Raw genomic sequence first — 18,145 nt, 5'->3', positions numbered from 1 at the left:
CTCAGAAGGAGCACGAATCTATGTCATCGTTCATCATATATCCCGCGATCGATATCCGCGGCGGCAAGTGTGTACGCCTTGTGCAAGGCGATTACAATCAAGAGACGGTCTACAATGAGAACCCGGTGGAAGTGGCACGCGAGTGGGAAGCCAGCGGCGCCAGCTGGATTCATCTCGTCGATCTCGACGGAGCGAAGGCAGGTCACCCGGTCAATGACGAGCTCATTGGCCAAATCGCTCGCAGCGTGAACGTGCCTGTTCAGATTGGCGGCGGGATTCGTACCCTCGCAGACGTTGAACGTTATATGGAGCTGGGCGTGTCCCGTGTCATTTTGGGTACCGCGGCGATTGAAGATCGTGCGTTCGTCGAAGACGTCCTGGCGAAGTATGGCGATAAGGTCGCGATCGGCATCGATGCGCGTGACGGTCTGGTTGCCACCCGTGGATGGCTAGAGACGTCGGCGGTTCGCGCTGAAGATCTTGCGGTGGAGCTGGCAGCGAAAGGCGCAAAGACGTTCATCTTCACTGATATATCCCGGGACGGCATGATGGGCGGACCGAATACGGAAGCGATCGCGAACCTCGCGCGCATCTCCGGTCAGACAGTCATCGCGTCTGGCGGCGTCAGCCAAATGAGCGATTTGACCCGTCTCGCCGAGCATGTGAACGAAGGCGTCGGCGGTGCGATTGTGGGTAAAGCGCTCTATATCGGCAATATCGACCTGTCGCAAGCGATTGAAGAGATTCGCAATGTAAGCGCACCGAACTAAGGAGGAGAAAATCGATGTTAGCCAAACGAATTATTCCTTGCTTGGATGTGAAGGATGGACGCGTCGTCAAAGGCGTGAACTTCGTCAATCTGCGCGATGCAGGCGACCCGGTTGAACTTGCTGCATTGTACGACCACGAAGGCGCCGACGAGCTCGTATTCCTCGATATTTCGGCCTCCGTCGAAGGACGTGCGACGATGATCGAGGTTGTTCGCCAGACGGCTGGCGAAATCGCGATTCCGTTCACCGTAGGTGGTGGGATTTCTGAAGTCGACGATATGAAACGGATTCTACGCGCGGGCGCGGATAAGATCGGTATTAACACGGCAGCTGTGCGTAATCCGCAGTTAATTATGGATGGAGCCCGCAAATTCGGTTCTCAATGTATCGTTGTCGCGGTCGATGCGAAATACAATGATGCCTGGGGCGAATGGGAAGTGTATACGCATGGCGGACGGACGCCGAGCGGTCTGAAGGCACTCGATTGGGTGCGGGAAGCGGAGCGCCTTGGCGCTGGTGAAATCCTACTTACGAGCATGGATGCCGACGGCACGAAGGATGGGTTCGATATTCGCTTAACCCGTGCAGTGTCGGAATCGATCGGCATCCCGGTCATCGCATCCGGCGGCGCAGGACGCAAGGAGCATTTCTATGATGTATTTACGGAAGGGAAGGCAGACGCAGGCCTTGCTGCTACCATTTTTCACTATAAAGAAATGACGATTCAAGAAGTGAAGGACGACTTGAAAGGCAAAGGGGTGGAGATTCGATGACACAATCCGAGGCGCAAGCCGCCAATCTATTGAATCTAGACGAACAATCCGCCAAGCTCAAGTGGGATGAATCAGGTCTCATCCCTGCTATCGTGCAGGATTACAGCAGCAAGGAAGTATTGATGCTGGCCTACATGAACCGCGAATCGTTGAAGCTGTCGGTTGAGTCCGGCGAGACGTGGTTCTGGAGCCGCTCCCGCGAGGAGTTATGGCATAAAGGCGCGACCTCCGGCCATACACAGCGGATCAAGTCGATGCACTATGATTGCGACGGGGACACGATCCTCGTACGTGTTGAACAGCAAGGGCCAGCTTGCCATACGGGCAAGTACAGCTGCTTCTACAATGAAATTCCTACGGCGACACCAGCAGAAGGACGTCTGACGACGGAAGCAAGCGGAGCAGACCGGTTCGCGGTCTTGTCGAAGCTGGATCAGACCATTGCGGAGCGATACGCGGAACGTCCGGAAGGCGCATATACAACCTATCTGTTCGACAAGGGATTGGATAAGATCCTGAAGAAGATCGGTGAAGAGTCCGCCGAGGTGCTTATTGCCGCGAAGAACAATGATCGGGAAGAGCTCAGTGCTGAAGCGGGCGATCTCATCTATCATTTGATGGTCCTGCTTCGCGCGCAGAACATGCCGATCGATGAGGTGCTGCACGTATTGGAGCAACGCCATTATTCTTCCGACATCAAAAATAAAACCAAATAAAGAGAGGCCGATAACTTATGCGGATCGATTACCATACCCACCATGCCCGTTGCGGGCATGCTGTTGGCGAACTCGAAGATTACATTCTTCGCGGAATAGAAATCGGGATGCAGCAGATCGGCCTTTCCGATCATATGCCGCTGCTTCACGTGGACCCTGCCACGTATTATCCCGAAATGGCCATGCCGATGGAAGAGCTGCCTCGTTATGTTGAGGAGTGTTTTCGATTAAGAGAGAAATATAAATCCCAGATCGATGTTCGGATCGGGATGGAAGCTGATTATATTGAAGGTTATGAGGAACAGATCGAGAAGATCATTCAGGCGTATCCGTGGGATTATGTCATCGGCTCCGTTCATTTCCTGGGAGAATGGGATATTAGCGATTTCCGTCAGACGCATGGCTGGGAAGGCCGCGATCCCCTAGCTGTGTACGCGCAGTATTATGATGCGATCGAGAAGGCGGTTCGTACGGGATTCTATGATTACATTGGACATATCGATGTTATTAAGCGGTTCGGCTTCGCCCCTCCTGCGGAGCAAACGGCTGAAGTAAGAGTGCTGGAGATGTCCGCGTTAAATACGGTGCAAGCCCATAACCTGGCCATTGAACTGAATGCTTCCGGAATGCGCATGCCATGTGAAGAGATGTTCCCAAGCCGACATATGCTTGAAATTTGCTATAACAAGGGCATCCCGCTTACGATCGGCTCCGATTGCCATCAACCGGAACGGCTCGGCCAATATTTGGATGAGGCTCGCGCCATGCTATGGGATATCGGCTATAGAGAACTTGCGACTTTTAAGGAACGCACACGCATCCTTGTCCCTTTTCAAACGTAAATCAATCCATGTATAATAATAGAACTAGCAATAAGTTACGTTGTTCGACAATGTTTTTATGATGGTGTCGAGCTAGGATTGCTGCGTTTTTTATTCATATTTCAGGAGGGTACCATGTCAAGCAATAAGTTACGTGTGTTTTCCGGATCTTCTAATCCCCAATTGGCAGCGAAGATCTGTGCAGATCTAGGCGTAGAGCTCGGAAATGTCAAGCTATCTCGATTTAAGAGCGGAGAAATCTATGTTCACTATGAAGAGACGATTCGAAATTGCGATGTCTTTATCGTTCAATCGCTCTCTCATCCGATCAACGATCATTTCGTAGAGTTACTCGTCATGATCGATGCTGCGAAGCGTGCTTCCGCACGGACAGTCAACATTGTGATGCCTTATTACGGTTATGCAAGACAAGAACGCAAGGCAGCTCCGCGTGAACCGATCTCTGCGAAAATGGTTGCAGACGTACTAACAACAGTTGGAGCGAATCGTGTCATTACAATCGATCTACATGCGCCAGCGATTCAAGGATTCTTCAATATTCCAGTCGATCACTTGACGGCATTAGATTTGATCAGTGAATATCTCCGCAAAGAGAATATTGTGAACCCGATTATCGTATCCCCAGATGCCGGTCGCGCATCGACAGCTGAGAAGCTTGCTAACCAACTGGACTCCCCTTTTGCCATTATGATTAAGAAACGCCCAAGCCATAATGAATCCGTTATTACGCATGTTATTGGTGATGTGAAAGGCCGAACGCCGATTATTATTGAAGACTTGATTGATACCGGAACGACGATCGTGAACGTTGTGGAAGGACTCAAGGAACGCGGTGCGCATGATGTGTATGTCTGTGCGACACACCCTGTTTTCTCGGGACCTGCCTTGCAGCGCCTAGACCATCCGAATATCCGTGAAGTGGTTGTGACGGATTCCATAATGATTCCGGACAATCACCCGGCACGATTCAAAGTCATCTCGGTTGCGCCGATGTTGGCCGAAGCGATGCGGATTATTACGAATGGCGGGTCCATCAGCACATTGTTCAGAGACGCAGGGATTTGATCTTTTTCCAGTTTTGAGCAATTTTTGGAAAACCATTTAGGTAATCTCTTCGATCTATGGTATACTTAGTTGCGAATAAAGCATGGTTTGGAACCATAGGAGGTGCCTTGTAGATGAAAGAAAAAAAGATGCTACCTGAAAACCATCGAAAGAAAATCATACCGATCCAAATGGATGCTACTTTTTTCTTTGAGCGGGCCGTTCGTTCCTTGGATCGCTATCATTATGACAAGGCATTGAAGTATTTCCGCAAAGCGGTAGAATATGAGCCGGAAAACCCCGTGAACCATTGTAATATGGCCGGGATTCTGTCGGAGATGGGCAAGTATGAGGATTCAAATGAGATTCTGCAGATGGTGCTCGATTCCATTGAACCGAGTCTCTCAGAGTGTTATTTCTATATGGCTAACAATTACGCGAATATGGATCAGTTCGAAGAGGCTGAGGAAGCATTGATTCGTTACCTTGAGGAAGATGCGAGCGGACAATATTTGGGCGAAGCCGAGGAAATGATGGATTTGCTGCAATATGAATTGAACCGCCCGACGCGTCTGACGACCATCAAATCCCGTGAGGGTATGGTGGAGCATGATGAGGCTCGTTCGATGCTCGAAGAGGGTCGGTTCGGCGAGGCAGTTAAGGTGCTCGAACAGATTGTAGAAGGTCAGCCTGACTTTTTAGCGGCGCGGAATAACTTAGGCCTAGCCTATTACTATATGGGATTGTTTGAGAAGGCAATGGATACCATAAATGATGTGCTGGAGCGGGACCCAGGCAATTTGCATGCCCTGTGTAACCTGGCGATTTTCTATCAGCATGAAGGTAATGTGAAGGACCTGGCACAGCTCATTGTGACGCTCAAGAAGACGGTGCCTTTTCACCAGGAGCATGTCTTTAAGCTTGCTACGACGATGGGTATCATGGGACAGCATGAGACGGCATATCGCCACTTCCGGCGACTGCTGAAAGACGAAGAGGTCAATTTTGACCCTTGTCTCTATCATTATACAGCGGTGGCGGCTTGTCATATTGGACGCCTAGAGGAAGCGTACCGGCTCTGGAATCATGCTCAGAAGCTTGATCCGGGATCGGAAATTCCGAAGTTCTATCTGGCGCAGCTCAAGGAATATCGTCAGGTCGAAGAGAGCGGCGAAGACATGGAGAAGCCGATGTGGAGTTATCACTACCACCTGCCGTTTGAAGAGCAGTTCCGGCTCTGGGAGAAGACCTCCGGCGGGTTGCCTGACCATCTGAAGCGGGATCCGCTGGTGCGGTCCTCGTTCTTCTGGGCGCTTCGTCACGGCGATCAACAGACCAAGCTTCAAGTCATCCAAGCATTAGGCATGATTGCGGACTACGAAGTGCAAGAGGCGCTGCTCGGGTTCTTGCTTGAACCGAATGAAGATGATTATTTGAAGCAGGTTGCTATCTTCGTGCTGCGTTCGATGGGCTATGATGCGAAGGTCGAAGCAATCATCGATGGGAAGCGTACGATCATTGAGGGCAACGATCTGTCTGCGAGACTCCCGGCTTGGGACGATCAGTGGCAGACGGTACTTACGCTCGCGCTTCGTACGATGAATAAGCGGTATGATATGCTGCAGCAATATGATCTCCAGACGCTATGGGTCGAGTTCTTGACGCGCGTCTATCCCGATATGCCGAAGATCCATAAGGCAGAGGGCTGGGCTGCGGCGCTGGAGTATCTCACAGCGAAGATGCATCGCCGAGCGATCTCTTATCATGAAGTGGCGCAGCGATACAGTACATCTATCACCACGGTTAGCAAATACGTGAAGTGGATGGACGAAGTATGCGGCATTAAGAAGAAAATGGATGCGATATTTCCATCCTACACCCAAGAATTCTAGAGGAATGCGCCATTATGCGCGTTCCTTCATACATAAGGAGGATATGATCGATGTATAAATCAATCGTAATCGGAACAGGACCTGCTGGATTAACAGCTGCCATTTACTTAGCACGTGCGAATCTGAGCCCTCTGGTCATTGAAGGACCTGAACCAGGCGGTCAATTAACAACAACGACGGATGTCGAGAACTTCCCTGGATTCCCGGAAGGGATCATGGGTCCGGAGCTTATGGATAATATGCGTAAGCAAGCAGAACGTTTTGGCGCAGAGTTCAAGACGGGCTGGGTGAACAGCGTAGACTTCTCCAAACGTCCATTCACGCTCCAAGTGGAGGGCATTGGCGAATTGCAGGCAGCCACCGTCATTATCTCGACAGGAGCTTCTGCAAGATACCTTGGCATCCCAGGAGAGAAGGACAACTTAGGGCGCGGCGTGAGCGCATGTGCGACTTGCGACGGATTCTTCTTCCGCAACAAGAAGATTATTGTCGTTGGCGGCGGCGACTCCGCGATGGAAGAGGCGAACTTCTTAACGCGCTTCGGCGATGTGACGCTCGTTCACCGTCGTGATGAGCTGCGTGCTTCGAAGATCATGCAAGACCGCGCGCGTGAGAACAACAAGATCAAATGGTCGCTTAACCGTACGCCAGTTGAAGTGGTGGCAGGCGATAACGGTGTAACGGGTCTCAAAGTGACGAACAATGAGACAGGTGAAGAAGAAGTGATTGAGACGGACGGTTTGTTCGTAGCAATCGGTCATACGCCGAACACGAAGTTCCTCGGCGGTCAAGTGGATACGGACGATCAAGGATATATTATTGTGAAACCAGGCTCCATGGAGACGAACATTCCAGGCGTATTCGCCTGTGGCGACGTGCAAGACACGAAGTACCGCCAAGCGATCTCAGCGGCAGGAACAGGCTGTATGGCTGCGCTGGATGCTGAGAAGTTCTTGGAAGCGAACGAGATTCATTAATCAATTTTTAGACGATAAGAGCTGGCGGGGTAGTCCCGTCAGCTTTTTTGATGTTGCGGGCAAAGAGTCAACAATCTTTTTTCCATTTATGAACATTCTGGTAACTTCAACGAAAAACGTTCGATTTACAATCATCTAGGCCTGTTCGGAGGATGAATATTCCAGATCAGGGTGATACAATGGGTCTCGAAGCGATCGATGTGACGAATGTCTCAACCACGTTGATCGGATGAGATGTTCATTCATCCATCATGATTATGGTAAAGCGGAGGTATAATGATGAAGAAGTCATTATTCGTACTAGGTCTGGCACTGTGTCTCATGTTCGTTCTATCGGCTTGCGGAGGAGACAGCAAATCCAGCGAACCAGCTGTAGCGCCCACAGGCGTAACAGAGGAAGTAACGATCACAGCGAAGAATTTCGAGTTCTCGCCAGCAGAGATCAAGGTGAAGAAAGGCGACACAATCAAGCTTACATTTAACTCGGAAGAAGGCATCCATGGTCTGATGATCAAGGATTTCGACATTAATATGGATGAGTCCGGCACCAAAGAATTCGTAGCCGATAAAGTAGGTACGTTCGATTTTAGCTGCTCAATTATGTGCGGCGGCGGCCATGGTCAAATGGTTGGTAAAATTACTGTAGAATAACGATCAGATGGTTAACCGCGAAAAGCTGGTTTTCGTTGAGAACACTCACGAGAAGCGGCTTTTTCATTTGTATGCGATCGATGTCGCTCCCTCGCGGGGGAGTGCCCTATTATCTTGACCGATAATACAGGCATGGCTTATAGTGGGTACTGAAACACAATTAACTTAGATAAAGGTGGATTTAGCATGTCTGAAACAATCTATGTTGGTGTGGACCTGGGCGGAACAGCAATTAAAGTTGGAGTCTGCAATGAACAGGGACAACTGCTGCATACGTATGAGGGCCCTACAGAGACGGAAAAGGGAGCAGAAACAATCATCGATAACATTGTGAAATATGTTCATCTTGTTGTGGAGCAGTCTCCTTATTCATGGGATCAAGTGGGCGGCGTAGGCGCAGGTCTCGCAGGCTTCATGAATTTGAAAGAGGGAATTATCCTGCATTCTCCGAACCTACCTTTCCGTGATGTACCGATTCGTCAAATACTATCCGATCGATTAGGCAAACCGGTTCGCGTGGATAATGATGCGAATGTAGCGGCGCTTGGTGAAGCTTGGAGCGGTGCGGGTGCGGGGATCGACAATTGTGTATGCTACACGCTGGGAACAGGTGTAGGCGGCGGTATCATTATCAACGGCAGTATCTATCAAGGATTTGCTGGCGTAGCTGGGGAGCTCGGACATATCGCAGTCATTCCTGACCTTGAAGCCATCCAATGTGGATGCGGCAAAATGGGCTGTCTTGAGACGGTATCTTCGGCAACAGGCATTATTCGTATGGCCAAAGATGCTGTGGAACGCGGTGATCGCACATCGCTATCCACGCTTCCGCATATGATGGCTAAAGATGTGTTCGATGCGGCCAAGGCAGGAGATGAAGTTGCAACGCGTATCGTTAACCGTGCTGCATTCTATTTGGGCAAAGCAATGGCGGCTGTGGCTGTTATTCTGAATCCAGAGCGATTCATTATTGGCGGCGGCGTGTCCAAAGCGGGCGATATTCTATTCGATGAAATTCGTGAAGTATTCTACAAGCTGACACCGGATTCTCTGCAAAAGGGTATTGAGATTGTGCCGGCGACACTTGGCAACGATGCGGGAATGATCGGGGCAGCAGGCTTATTTAGTCGTTCGTAAGAGGAAGTTCTAACTACAAGGGGGAAGGGCCGTGATGGACACTTCATCGATGGCAAAAGCAAAACTGGTCATTATTACAGGCATGTCTGGAGCCGGGAAGACGATCGCTGTTCAGAGTCTGGAGGACCTCGGATTTTTCTGCGTGGATAATCTGCCTCCGGTTCTTATTCCGAAGTTCGCAGAACTAATTGAACAGTCGAACGGCAAGATCGGCAAAGTCGCACTTGTCATTGACCTTCGTGGCCGCGAATTCTTCACGGCATTATCCGAGTCATTAAATTATATTAAAGATCACTATACACTTAACTGCGAGATCGTCTTCTTAGACGCTACTGACGGCGTACTCGTTCAGCGTTACAAAGAGAGTCGTAGACGCCATCCATTGGCGCCGACAGGCATGCCGCTGGAAGGAATTCAACTAGAGCGGAAGCTGCTCGAAGACTTGAAGGGATGGGCATCCCAAGTTATCGATACAAGCAATATGAAGCCGGCGACGCTCAAGGAACGGATTGTATCTCGTTTTAATAATCTAGAGGGTAATACCCTATCTGTGCATATTACGTCATTCGGATTCAAATATGGCATCCCGATTGATGCCGATTTAATCTATGATGTTCGCTTCCTTCCGAACCCGCATTATGTGGATACATTGCGTCCGCATACCGGGCAGGATCCGGAAGTCTATGATTACGTGATGAAATGGCCAGAGACGCAAGTATTCTTGACGAAGCTGGTCGATATGCTGCAATTCCTCATTCCTCAATATCGCAAAGAAGGAAAAAGCCAGGTTGTGATCGGGATCGGGTGCACCGGGGGGAAACATCGTTCGGTGGCCATTGCAGAGTATTTGGGCCGAATTATTGGGGCAAGTGAGACCGAAATGGTTCGTGTCGCCCACCGAGATGCAGAGAAAGACCGTCATTAACTAAAGGCAGACAATATGTACGAGGTGATGAGATGAGCCTAGAGTTTGAAGCAGTGCAGCGTCCGCGAATTGTCGTTATGGGCGGAGGAACCGGATTGTCTGTCATGCTGCGTGGGCTGAAGGAGAAGCCTTTAGATATTACAGCGATCGTGACGGTTGCGGATGACGGCGGCAGTTCAGGGATCTTGCGGAATGAGCTGCATATGCCGCCTCCAGGCGATATTCGCAACGTGCTTGGCGCGCTTGCGGACGTCGAACCGCTCTTGTCCGATATGCTGCAATACCGATTTAGTTCGGGATCAGGTTTAGCCGGGCATAGTTTGGGTAATTTGATATTAGCAGCTATGACAGATATTTCTGGGGATTTCGTTACCGGAATTCGTGAGCTAAGCCGGGTGTTGGCTGTGCGGGGGCGCGTGCTTCCTGCTGCGAACCAGGCGGTTATTCTACATGCGGAGATGGAAGACGGTACCGTTGTGACGGGGGAATCGACCATTCCGACAGCTGGGAAAAGGATCAAACGCGTCTTCTTGGAACCGTCGAATGTGCAGCCACTTGCAGAAGCCGTCGAGGCGCTGCGACAAGCGGATGCGATTCTGATCGGACCAGGCAGTCTCTATACGAGCATCATACCGAATTTACTCGTGCCTGAACTAGCCCAAGCGGTTGTCGATTCCTGTGCAGTCAAAATTTTCGTCTGCAACGTCATGACGCAGCCAGGAGAGACGGATAACTATACCGTAAGCGATCACTTGGATGCGGTGTATGACCATATTGGGCATCATATCTTCGATTATGTCATTGTGAACGACGGTGAGATTCCGGCACAGGTTCAAGATAAATACGCGGAGAAAGGCGCCACAGCGGTTCATTTGGATTTGGAAGCTGTGACGAACCGGGGCTACAAGGTCATCGCTGATCGACTTGTACTATTCCGGACGTATTTGCGCCATGATGCGGATAAACTAAGTCATCATATTTATCAGCTCGTCAAAAATTGGATGTTACGAAAGAGGTGAGTCGCTTGTCTTTTGCGGCACAGACCAAAAAAGAATTAACCCAGGTTGAAGCGGATACGTGCTGCGAGCGAGCGGAGTTGTCAGCACTTCTGCGAATGAACGGTTCCGTGCAATTATCGAATCGTAAGGTCATTCTAGATATATCTACGGAGAATGCGGCGATCGCAAGACGTATTTATTCTTTAATTAAGAAATACTATGACGTGCACACGGAGCTGCTCGTCCGGAAAAAAATGCGATTAAAGAAAAATAACGTCTATATCGTACGAATTCCAACGCAGGTTCAGGAAATATTGAAAGACTTGCATATTGTTTCTGAAGGATTCATTTTTACGGACGGTATTGATAAGCAGATTATTGCAAATAACTGTTGTAAGCGGGCTTATTTGCGCGGTGCCTTCATGGCGGGGGGCTCGGTGAATAACCCAGAAGGTTCGTCTTATCATCTTGAAATTGCTTCGATGTATGAAGAGCATTGTCAAGCGCTCGTTGATCTTGCGAATGAGTTCGGTCTGAATGCTCGTTGCATCGAGCGGAAGAAGGGCTTTATTTTCTACATCAAAGAAGGCGAGAAGATTATTGATTTGCTCAGCATGATTGGCGCGCATCAAGCACTCTTCAAGTTCGAGGATGTGCGCATTATGCGCGATATGCGTAACTCGGTGAATCGGATCGTGAACTGTGAGACAGCGAATCTGAACAAAACCATCGGTGCCGCGGTGCGTCAGATCGACAACATTAAGCTGCTCCAAAAAGAAGTGGGTCTTGAGAGTCTTCCGGACAAACTTCGGGAAGTGGCGGAGGTGCGTCTGGCTCATCCGGATATTAACTTGAAAGAAGTCGGCGAACTGCTGAAGGGGTCGGTGAGCAAGTCTGGGGTGAACCACAGACTGCGTAAGATCGACGAATTGGCGGAAAAAATTAGGAATGGGTAAAACTTTTTTTCCTAGTGCTGTTCATGTTATAATGGTATAATGTTGTAAAAGACTAATAATTTATTAGGATAATCGCCAGATCGAATAAGTAATAGGGGGTAATTTTTCCATGACAAAGCACCCGGTAGTTGTGCGGTTAAAAACGGGTCTCCATGCTAGACCGGCAGCGTTGTTCGTTCAAGAAGCGAATAAATATTCGTCAGAGATTTTCGTGGAGAAAGACGAGAAGAAAGTTAATGCGAAAAGTATCATGGGAATAATGAGCTTGGCGATCAGCTCGGGAACTGAAATATATATAAGTGCGGAAGGTTCGGACGCTGAGCAAGCTATTTCTGCATTGGTTCAATTGGTTAGTAAGGAAGAACTTGAAAATCAATAATGAATGATGTACATACAAAGGCCCCTGGAAACAGGGGCTTTTTGTTGTATCAGGGAACTGCCACAAAATATATATGAAGCTTGCCCGGGAATTTATTATTTTCGCTGTAACATTTGGTAAATTGCACCGTCTATGTAGGTAGAACCAAGTGAAGAATAATAATAGGGAGGCTTTTTACATGAAACAGGATGTTAAAACGATCAATAGAGCCAAAAAATTAGGGTTAATCGCAGCAACTGCGCTGCTCGTCGCATTCGCATGGGCGGCTCCGGTATCGAACACGTATGCGGCTGAAGCGCCGGCAGCTCAGAGCCAAAGTGTCGTCCACACAATCAATGTTACGGGTAAGGGTGAAATTACTGTAACGCCGGATGTGGCGTATGTAACGTTCGGAATCGAGACCAAGGCGGCAACAGCGAAGGAATCTCAAAAAGCTAACGCAGCGAAGTTCGCCAAATTGAAACAAGCACTTACCAATTCCAAGGTCAAAACAGAAGATGTACAGACGGTTGGATTCTATGTGAATCCAGAGTATAGCTATAATGAGAAGACAGGGCCGAAGTTAACGGGCTACTCCACGACGCATACAGTGCAAGTTACTTATCGTGATCTGGATGGGCTCGGCGATCTGATGGATGCAGCATCGGAAGCAGGCGTGAATCAGGTTCAAGGTGTACGCTTTGATACGGAGCATCCGGAAATGTATGAGACACAAGTGTTAGAGAAAGCGATGAAGAATGCCGAAGTCAAAGCGAAAGCCATTGCATCCGCAGCGAAGCAGCAGATTGTCTCGGTGATCACGGTGTCGGAGTCTAGTGCAGATGTCTATCCAATCTTCACGAATCAAGTCTATGCCACAGCAAAAATGGAGTCCGCCGCAGCGGATACATCGATCCAATCGGGTCAAATTTCCATTAAATCCAATGTTACTGTCGTCTATGAAATAAAATAAGAAAGTTTCATGTATTTATTAGCGAATTAACGAGAAAATAGTTGTATCATCGGACAAAACAAGGTATAGTGAAGATGCTTTGTAAACAAGGACTTGTCGATGAAAGCCATACCAATGGATATGGCTTTCTTTTTCTTGAAATACAGTGTCTCGGGGTCCCCGCAAAGTACCTGAATCGCTAACAAGGCCACACATCACTTTGTGGGGTTATTTTGAAATATAAGAGTAAGGGGTTGATGCCGATGATACAACTCACGAATATAGAAAAACACTTCGCCGGACAGACCGTCGTACACCCTCTATCCCTCACCATTGGCGAGGGCGAATTTTTGACACTGCTCGGGCCGAGCGGATGCGGAAAGACGACGATTTTACGGATGATCGCAGGGTTCGAGCAACCCACAGTAGGTGAAATTTTTCTCGATGGCAAGGATGTAACAGAGCTGCCGCCCAATAAGCGGGATTTGAACCTCGTGTTTCAGCACTATGCCTTGTTCCCGCATATGACGGTTGAGCAGAACATTCAATTTGGTCTCAAAATGAAGAAGATTGATGCTGCCGAACAGAAGGAACGGATTGCTGAAGCGATTCGATTAACACAGTTGACTCCCCTTGCGAAGCGTTATCCGCATCAATTGTCCGGTGGTCAACAACAGCGGGTTGCGATTGCGCGCGCGATTGCGAACAAACCTCGTGTTCTTTTGCTGGACGAGCCGCTTGGCGCACTGGACTTACAATTACGTAAGAACTTACAAGCTGAGCTGAAGCAATTGCAGCGCAGCCTTGGGATTACGTTCGTCTATGTAACGCATGATCAAGAAGAAGCGATGATGATGAGTGACCGCATCGTCATTATGAATAACGGTAAGATTGAGCAGATCGGCTCACCGAAGGAAATCTATAACCGCCCGAAGACGTTATTCGCTGCGACCTTTATTGGAGAGAACAATGTCTTCCATGAAGCAGATCGGATGTTCGCGATTCGTCCTGAGAAGTTAAAGGCAGTTCAGGATTTGGAGCAGACATCCAAACGTAAAGGCATTATTCAAGATATTGTATACTTAGGCAATGTACACAAATTGATCGTTCATCTGGATGATGAACAGACGACCGTATCGATCTGTCTTGATTTCACGGACGAAGATGAATGGCAAATTGGCCAGCATATCGGCGTGGATTGGCTTGATGCGGATGAGGTGAATATCGGGTTATGAAAAATACGAAATGGTTGATCTCCCCGATAGTCCTTTGGCTAAGTTTGTTTTTGATTTTGCCGATGGCGATTGTGGTCGTCATTTCTTTTCTCGGACGCGATGAATTTGGGAATTTAGTGATTCAATTCAGCTTGGATAATTATGCAAGGTTTTTCGACTCCCTGTATATGGGTATCTACTGGGATACCATCTCGTTATCAGTTCTTACGACATTGATTTGCGTCTTGATTAGCTATCCGCTTGCATACTACATTGCAAATGCAGGACCGACAAGGCAAAAAATATGGCTGTTGTTCATTACAGTGCCATTCTGGATAAATTTTCTGATTCGGACCTATGCATGGGTCCTATTGCTGCGTTCTCAGGGTGTTGTCAATTCTTTCTTAATGGATATCGGTGTTATTGATGAACCTTTGAAGATGCTCTATACAAAAGGCGCCGTGCTGCTCGGGATGGTCTATACGTTCATTCCGTACATGGTGCTGCCGATCTATGTATCGCTTGAGCAAATGGATCGCAAGCTGCTGGAGGCGGCTAGTGATCTTGGTGCTTCGAGGTGGCGAGCCTTCTTGCATATTACATTACCACAGACCAAATCCGGCATGATGACCGGTTCGGTGCTTGTATTCGTGTCTACTGCGGGGATGTATGTGGTTACAGATATCCTCGGCGGTTCCAAATCGACGATGTTAAGCAATATTATTCAGACCCAGTTCCTCGGGGCGAGGGATTGGCCGTTCGGTGCAGCATTATCGGTTATTTTCGCGATCACATCCTTGGTGCTGATCTATTTATTCAATATGGCACTCCGCTCACGCCATGAACGATCGAAGGAGGGACGAGCATGAAGCAGAAGACAAATCCATTCCTATCGATCCACGCTTATCTGGTGATGGCGTTCATCTATTTGCCCGTGCTCATGATTCTGATCTTCTCCTTCAACAACTCGCGAATTAACAGTACATGGGAAGGCTTTACGTTCAAATGGTATGGTTCGTTATTTCAAAATCGAAACGTTATGGATGCGTTAATGAACAGCTTGACGATTGCTTTCACATCGACGGTGATTGCGACGGTACTTGGTACGGTAGCGGCTCTTGCGCTTCGCAATGCGGTACGTAAGAGCAAGACGGTACTCGGGATGCTCTATTTACCGATTGTTGTACCGGATATTATTATGGGTCTATCGCTGCTCTTGCTCTTCAGCCAATTCAACTTCCCGCTTGGGAAATGGACGATTATTATTGCGCATGTGACATTCAGCATTTCGTATGTGTATGTGATTGTTGCATCGAGAATTTCAGGAATGGGCAAACAATTAGAAGAGGCTGCGCAAGATTTGGGCGCTTCACCATGGCAGACATTTCGTTACATTACATTGCCTGCGATCTGGCCAGGCGTACTTGCGGGTGCGATTATGGCGTTTACGTTGTCGATTGATGATTTTATGATCAGCTTCTTCGTAGCAGGCCCGAACTCGACGACATTGCCGATCTATATTTATGGGCTCGTCAAACGCGGAATTTCCCCGGAAATTAACGCATTATGTACCATTATGATTATTGTTAGCGTTGGATTAATTCTAATTGCGCAATGGTTGCAAAATAAAGGGAATCGTGGCAAAAAGGCTTCGACGCTTCCTTTTTAACCACATCAGCAAGTAATAGAGGTTTTCTCATAATAATTCCTATGATTCTTCAAGGCAGAAAGGGGTAATACGATTGAAAAAAATGAAATGGTTCGCGAGCACGGTTCTCGCTGGCGCAATGATTGCGACGCTTGTCGTGACAGCGGGGTGTTCTCAGAAGGAGACACTCAACTTATATAGCTGGGCTGATAATTTCGATCCGGATGTCATTAAGGAATTCGAGCAGAAATACGACGTAACCGTCAATTATGCCGTCTTCGCGAATAATGAGGATTTGCTCGCGAAATTGAAGGCCGGCGGATCGAAGTATGATGTGATTCAGCCTTCGGATTATATGGTTGCGACGATGATTCAGCAGGATTTGCTCGAGCCGCTCAATAAAGACAATATTCCGAATTGGAACAATATTTCGAGCCATTTCAAGAATCTTCCGTACGACAAAGATAATAAATATTCCATCGTCTATACATCAGGTGTTACAGGGATCGCATACAACAAAAAGTATGTGAAGGGCGAGATTACAAGCTGGTCCGACCTTTGGAAGCCAGAATTTAAAGATAAAGTATTACTGCTCGATGATATGCGCGAAGTGATTGGCATGGGTCTCAAGAAGAACGGATTCTCGAACAGTTCGACTAATGAGAATGAGATCAAGAAGTCTGTAGATGATATTAAACAACTGCTTCCAAGCGTCTTGGCGTTTGATACGGACAATATTAAGCAGAAGCTAATCGCGGAAGAAGGTTGGATCGGCACGGTATGGTCCGGCGATGCAGCGTATATTGCTGCTCAGAACCCGGATATCGCTTATGTGATTCCGAAGGAAGGCAGCACGATCTTCTCTGACAACTATGCGATTCCAAAAGGTGCGCAGCACAAGGATTTAGCAGAGAAATTCATTAACTTCATGCTCGATCCTGAAGTGAGTGCGAAGAACTATGAATCCATTGGATACAGTGATCCGAATGAAAAAGCGAAACCGTTCCATAGCCCAGAATACCAAGCGAACAAGATGATCAACCTAAGTGACGAAGAATTTGCACGTACGGAATGGTTAATGGATGTAAGCAAAACATTACAAACGTATGACCGCTATTGGACTGAAATCAAGAGCGGACGCGAATAAGATTCATACGAATCCATGAATCAATAAGATTTAGCTATCAATGAGGAGGCGTTCACCCATGAAAAACGTATTGCGAACGATTACGCTTGTTGCTCTGTGCCTCGTATTTCTAAATCAAACATCCCATGCATCGGCTGCTGCGTCGGTGCAATCCGTGGTAACGCCAAACATTCAGATAACGTTGGATGGAGCACCGCTGCTTAGCAAAGGAATTGTACATGATGGAAGTACATATATTCCGCTCAACATCCTTACGAAGGATCTGAAACTGGATGGGGCTTATGATGCGAAGAAGAAAGTCATGCATGTCAAAGCGAAGGGTAAAGACGTCGTTATTCAAGTGGGACAATACGCCGTTAATTCGGTCGTAAACGGCCACGAACTATGGGATGCGTATGGTCGAGTTCTTGTGAATGGCAACAACTATGTGGCGCTAAGTCTTCTGACAGATAATTTCGGCTACCAATCCGTGTGGGATTCGAAGACGAAATCTGTTCATTTGGTGAAAATTCAAGAGAACGACATGATCTGGTCCTCGAAGAAAATTGATGAGAACACGAAGGACGCCATCATCAATGTGCAATATCCGCAAGTCAGCGGACTCAAAAATGCCGAAGTGCAGGAAAAGATCAACACATTATTTGCTGCGGAAGCCAAGAAATATGTTGATACAGCCAAAGAGAACTCAAAAGGCGCCTATGAGGAGCTTGGATTCAAATATGAATATACGTCGAATTACGACATCAAGTATAATTCGAATCAAGTGATCAGCCTCTTGTTCTCGAGTAATGAATACACAGGCGGAGCACATGGTATGCCAGAGCAGTGGTCTTATACCATCAATATCGATACAGGCACAGTCTACACACTGGACGATCTGTTCAAGCTTGTACCGGATTATAAGCAAGTCATTAATGAGAAGATCAAAAAAGACATTGCACCGATGCTGATGTACGATGCGAAATTCCAGAGCATTAACGAGGATACGGCATTCTATGTGAAAGACGAGGGCGTTGTCATTTATTTCGGGGTGTATGAATATACGCCTTACGCTGCGGGATTCCCAGAATTCTACATTCCATTCCGTTCGATATCGTCGACTCTGGATGGTAAGCTGCCTTTCTAGAGCCTACCCGCGCACGATA

The 18,145-nt window shown here is 48.0% G+C and carries 19 protein-coding genes; all 19 read left to right on the top strand.

The annotated features are described in order from the left end of the window. The first annotated feature begins 20 nt into the window (after positions 1-20). The 19 genes from hisA to GCU39_RS23210 all read left to right on the top strand — a co-directional run bounded on the left by hisA (position 21) and on the right by GCU39_RS23210 (position 18,126). A complete protein-coding gene (gene hisA, locus GCU39_RS23300) occupies positions 21-770 on the top strand; it encodes a 1-(5-phosphoribosyl)-5-[(5-phosphoribosylamino)methylideneamino]imidazole-4-carboxamide isomerase (RefSeq protein ID WP_152395660.1) in 750 nt (249 codons plus the stop codon). Between the two features lie 14 nt (positions 771-784). Then, complete coding sequence (gene hisF / locus GCU39_RS23295) at positions 785-1,543, top strand: imidazole glycerol phosphate synthase subunit HisF (protein ID WP_152395659.1); 759 nt, start codon at positions 785-787, stop codon at positions 1,541-1,543. Then, positions 1,540-2,259 carry a bifunctional phosphoribosyl-AMP cyclohydrolase/phosphoribosyl-ATP diphosphatase HisIE gene (gene hisIE / locus GCU39_RS23290; RefSeq protein WP_152395658.1) on the top strand — a complete coding sequence of 240 codons (720 nt, stop codon included), beginning with the start codon at positions 1,540-1,542 and terminating at the stop codon, positions 2,257-2,259. Before hisF ends, hisIE begins: the two co-directional genes overlap by 4 nt. 17 nt (positions 2,260-2,276) lie before the next feature. Then, positions 2,277-3,101 (top strand): histidinol-phosphatase HisJ, encoded by an 825-nt coding sequence (hisJ, locus tag GCU39_RS23285; protein WP_152395657.1) that lies wholly within the window; start codon positions 2,277-2,279, stop codon positions 3,099-3,101. 114 nt (positions 3,102-3,215) lie between these two features. Further along, positions 3,216-4,166: a ribose-phosphate diphosphokinase gene (locus GCU39_RS23280; protein WP_152395656.1), complete on the top strand. Its 951-nt coding sequence runs from the start codon at positions 3,216-3,218 to the stop codon at positions 4,164-4,166. 113 nt (positions 4,167-4,279) lie between these two features. After that, positions 4,280-6,037, top strand: a complete 1,758-nt coding sequence (locus GCU39_RS23275; RefSeq protein WP_152395655.1) for a tetratricopeptide repeat protein — start codon at positions 4,280-4,282, stop codon at positions 6,035-6,037. Positions 6,038-6,087: 50 nt separating this feature from the next. Then, positions 6,088-7,014 (top strand): thioredoxin-disulfide reductase, encoded by a 927-nt coding sequence (trxB, locus tag GCU39_RS23270; RefSeq protein ID WP_152395654.1) that lies wholly within the window; start codon positions 6,088-6,090, stop codon positions 7,012-7,014. Between the two features lie 276 nt (positions 7,015-7,290). After that, the gene (locus GCU39_RS23265; RefSeq protein ID WP_227793309.1) at positions 7,291-7,665 is read left to right on the top strand and encodes a cupredoxin domain-containing protein; all 375 of its coding nucleotides are present in this window, start codon (positions 7,291-7,293) and stop codon (positions 7,663-7,665) included. 186 nt (positions 7,666-7,851) lie between these two features. Further along, the gene (locus GCU39_RS23260; protein WP_152395653.1) at positions 7,852-8,802 is read left to right on the top strand and encodes an ROK family glucokinase; all 951 of its coding nucleotides are present in this window, start codon (positions 7,852-7,854) and stop codon (positions 8,800-8,802) included. A gap of 34 nt (positions 8,803-8,836) precedes the next feature. After that, on the top strand, positions 8,837-9,727 hold the full coding sequence (gene rapZ / locus GCU39_RS23255; protein ID WP_152395652.1) for an RNase adapter RapZ: 891 nt from the start codon (positions 8,837-8,839) through the stop codon (positions 9,725-9,727). 32 nt (positions 9,728-9,759) lie between these two features. Next, entirely contained in the window at positions 9,760-10,746 is a 987-nt protein-coding gene (locus GCU39_RS23250) for a gluconeogenesis factor YvcK family protein (RefSeq protein ID WP_152395651.1), read from the top strand. A gap of 5 nt (positions 10,747-10,751) precedes the next feature. After that, on the top strand, positions 10,752-11,681 hold the full coding sequence (gene whiA, locus GCU39_RS23245) for a DNA-binding protein WhiA (RefSeq protein ID WP_152395650.1): 930 nt from the start codon (positions 10,752-10,754) through the stop codon (positions 11,679-11,681). 109 nt (positions 11,682-11,790) lie between these two features. Then, positions 11,791-12,060, top strand: a complete 270-nt coding sequence (locus GCU39_RS23240) for an HPr family phosphocarrier protein (protein ID WP_018759086.1) — start codon at positions 11,791-11,793, stop codon at positions 12,058-12,060. Positions 12,061-12,238: 178 nt separating this feature from the next. Beyond that, the gene (locus GCU39_RS23235) at positions 12,239-13,012 is read left to right on the top strand and encodes an SIMPL domain-containing protein (protein WP_152395649.1); all 774 of its coding nucleotides are present in this window, start codon (positions 12,239-12,241) and stop codon (positions 13,010-13,012) included. A gap of 236 nt (positions 13,013-13,248) precedes the next feature. Next, positions 13,249-14,226 carry an ABC transporter ATP-binding protein gene (locus GCU39_RS23230; protein ID WP_321575603.1) on the top strand — a complete coding sequence of 326 codons (978 nt, stop codon included), beginning with the start codon at positions 13,249-13,251 and terminating at the stop codon, positions 14,224-14,226. Next, the gene (locus tag GCU39_RS23225; RefSeq protein ID WP_152395647.1) at positions 14,223-15,074 is read left to right on the top strand and encodes an ABC transporter permease; all 852 of its coding nucleotides are present in this window, start codon (positions 14,223-14,225) and stop codon (positions 15,072-15,074) included. The genes GCU39_RS23230 and GCU39_RS23225 overlap by 4 nt, the downstream gene beginning before the upstream one ends. Next, positions 15,071-15,874, top strand: coding sequence for an ABC transporter permease (locus tag GCU39_RS23220; protein WP_152395646.1), 804 nt, complete (start codon positions 15,071-15,073; stop codon positions 15,872-15,874). Before GCU39_RS23225 ends, GCU39_RS23220 begins: the two co-directional genes overlap by 4 nt. 73 nt (positions 15,875-15,947) lie before the next feature. Beyond that, a complete protein-coding gene (locus tag GCU39_RS23215; RefSeq protein WP_152395645.1) occupies positions 15,948-17,000 on the top strand; it encodes an ABC transporter substrate-binding protein in 1,053 nt (350 codons plus the stop codon). Between the two features lie 58 nt (positions 17,001-17,058). Continuing rightward, on the top strand, positions 17,059-18,126 hold the full coding sequence (locus tag GCU39_RS23210; protein WP_193726595.1) for a PdaC/SigV domain-containing protein: 1,068 nt from the start codon (positions 17,059-17,061) through the stop codon (positions 18,124-18,126). Positions 18,127-18,145: the final 19 nt, after the last annotated feature.

The sequence above is a fragment of the Paenibacillus guangzhouensis genome (genome assembly GCF_009363075.1).
GTDB lineage: Bacteria > Bacillota > Bacilli > Paenibacillales > Paenibacillaceae > Paenibacillus_K > Paenibacillus_K guangzhouensis.
Note: the sequence above shows the minus strand (reverse complement) of the source record. Positions and strands in the feature narration are given on the sequence as shown.

Bases quoted from the DNA above. Each gene is read 5' to 3' on its own strand.
- hisA (WP_152395660.1), top strand. From the start codon at position 21: ATGTCATCGTTCATCATATATCCCGCGATCGATATCCGCGGCGGCAAG.
- hisF (WP_152395659.1), top strand. From the start codon at position 785: ATGTTAGCCAAACGAATTATTCCTTGCTTGGATGTGAAGGATGGACGC.
- hisIE (WP_152395658.1), top strand. From the start codon at position 1,540: ATGACACAATCCGAGGCGCAAGCCGCCAATCTATTGAATCTAGACGAA.
- hisJ (WP_152395657.1), top strand. From the start codon at position 2,277: ATGCGGATCGATTACCATACCCACCATGCCCGTTGCGGGCATGCTGTT.
- GCU39_RS23280 (WP_152395656.1), top strand. From the start codon at position 3,216: ATGTCAAGCAATAAGTTACGTGTGTTTTCCGGATCTTCTAATCCCCAA.
- GCU39_RS23275 (WP_152395655.1), top strand. From the start codon at position 4,280: ATGAAAGAAAAAAAGATGCTACCTGAAAACCATCGAAAGAAAATCATA.
- trxB (WP_152395654.1), top strand. From the start codon at position 6,088: ATGTATAAATCAATCGTAATCGGAACAGGACCTGCTGGATTAACAGCT.
- GCU39_RS23265 (WP_227793309.1), top strand. From the start codon at position 7,291: ATGATGAAGAAGTCATTATTCGTACTAGGTCTGGCACTGTGTCTCATG.
- GCU39_RS23260 (WP_152395653.1), top strand. From the start codon at position 7,852: ATGTCTGAAACAATCTATGTTGGTGTGGACCTGGGCGGAACAGCAATT.
- rapZ (WP_152395652.1), top strand. From the start codon at position 8,837: ATGGACACTTCATCGATGGCAAAAGCAAAACTGGTCATTATTACAGGC.
- GCU39_RS23250 (WP_152395651.1), top strand. From the start codon at position 9,760: ATGAGCCTAGAGTTTGAAGCAGTGCAGCGTCCGCGAATTGTCGTTATG.
- GCU39_RS23240 (WP_018759086.1), top strand. From the start codon at position 11,791: ATGACAAAGCACCCGGTAGTTGTGCGGTTAAAAACGGGTCTCCATGCT.
- GCU39_RS23235 (WP_152395649.1), top strand. From the start codon at position 12,239: ATGAAACAGGATGTTAAAACGATCAATAGAGCCAAAAAATTAGGGTTA.
- GCU39_RS23230 (WP_321575603.1), top strand. From the start codon at position 13,249: ATGCCGATGATACAACTCACGAATATAGAAAAACACTTCGCCGGACAG.
- GCU39_RS23225 (WP_152395647.1), top strand. From the start codon at position 14,223: ATGAAAAATACGAAATGGTTGATCTCCCCGATAGTCCTTTGGCTAAGT.
- GCU39_RS23220 (WP_152395646.1), top strand. From the start codon at position 15,071: ATGAAGCAGAAGACAAATCCATTCCTATCGATCCACGCTTATCTGGTG.
- GCU39_RS23210 (WP_193726595.1), top strand. From the start codon at position 17,059: ATGAAAAACGTATTGCGAACGATTACGCTTGTTGCTCTGTGCCTCGTA.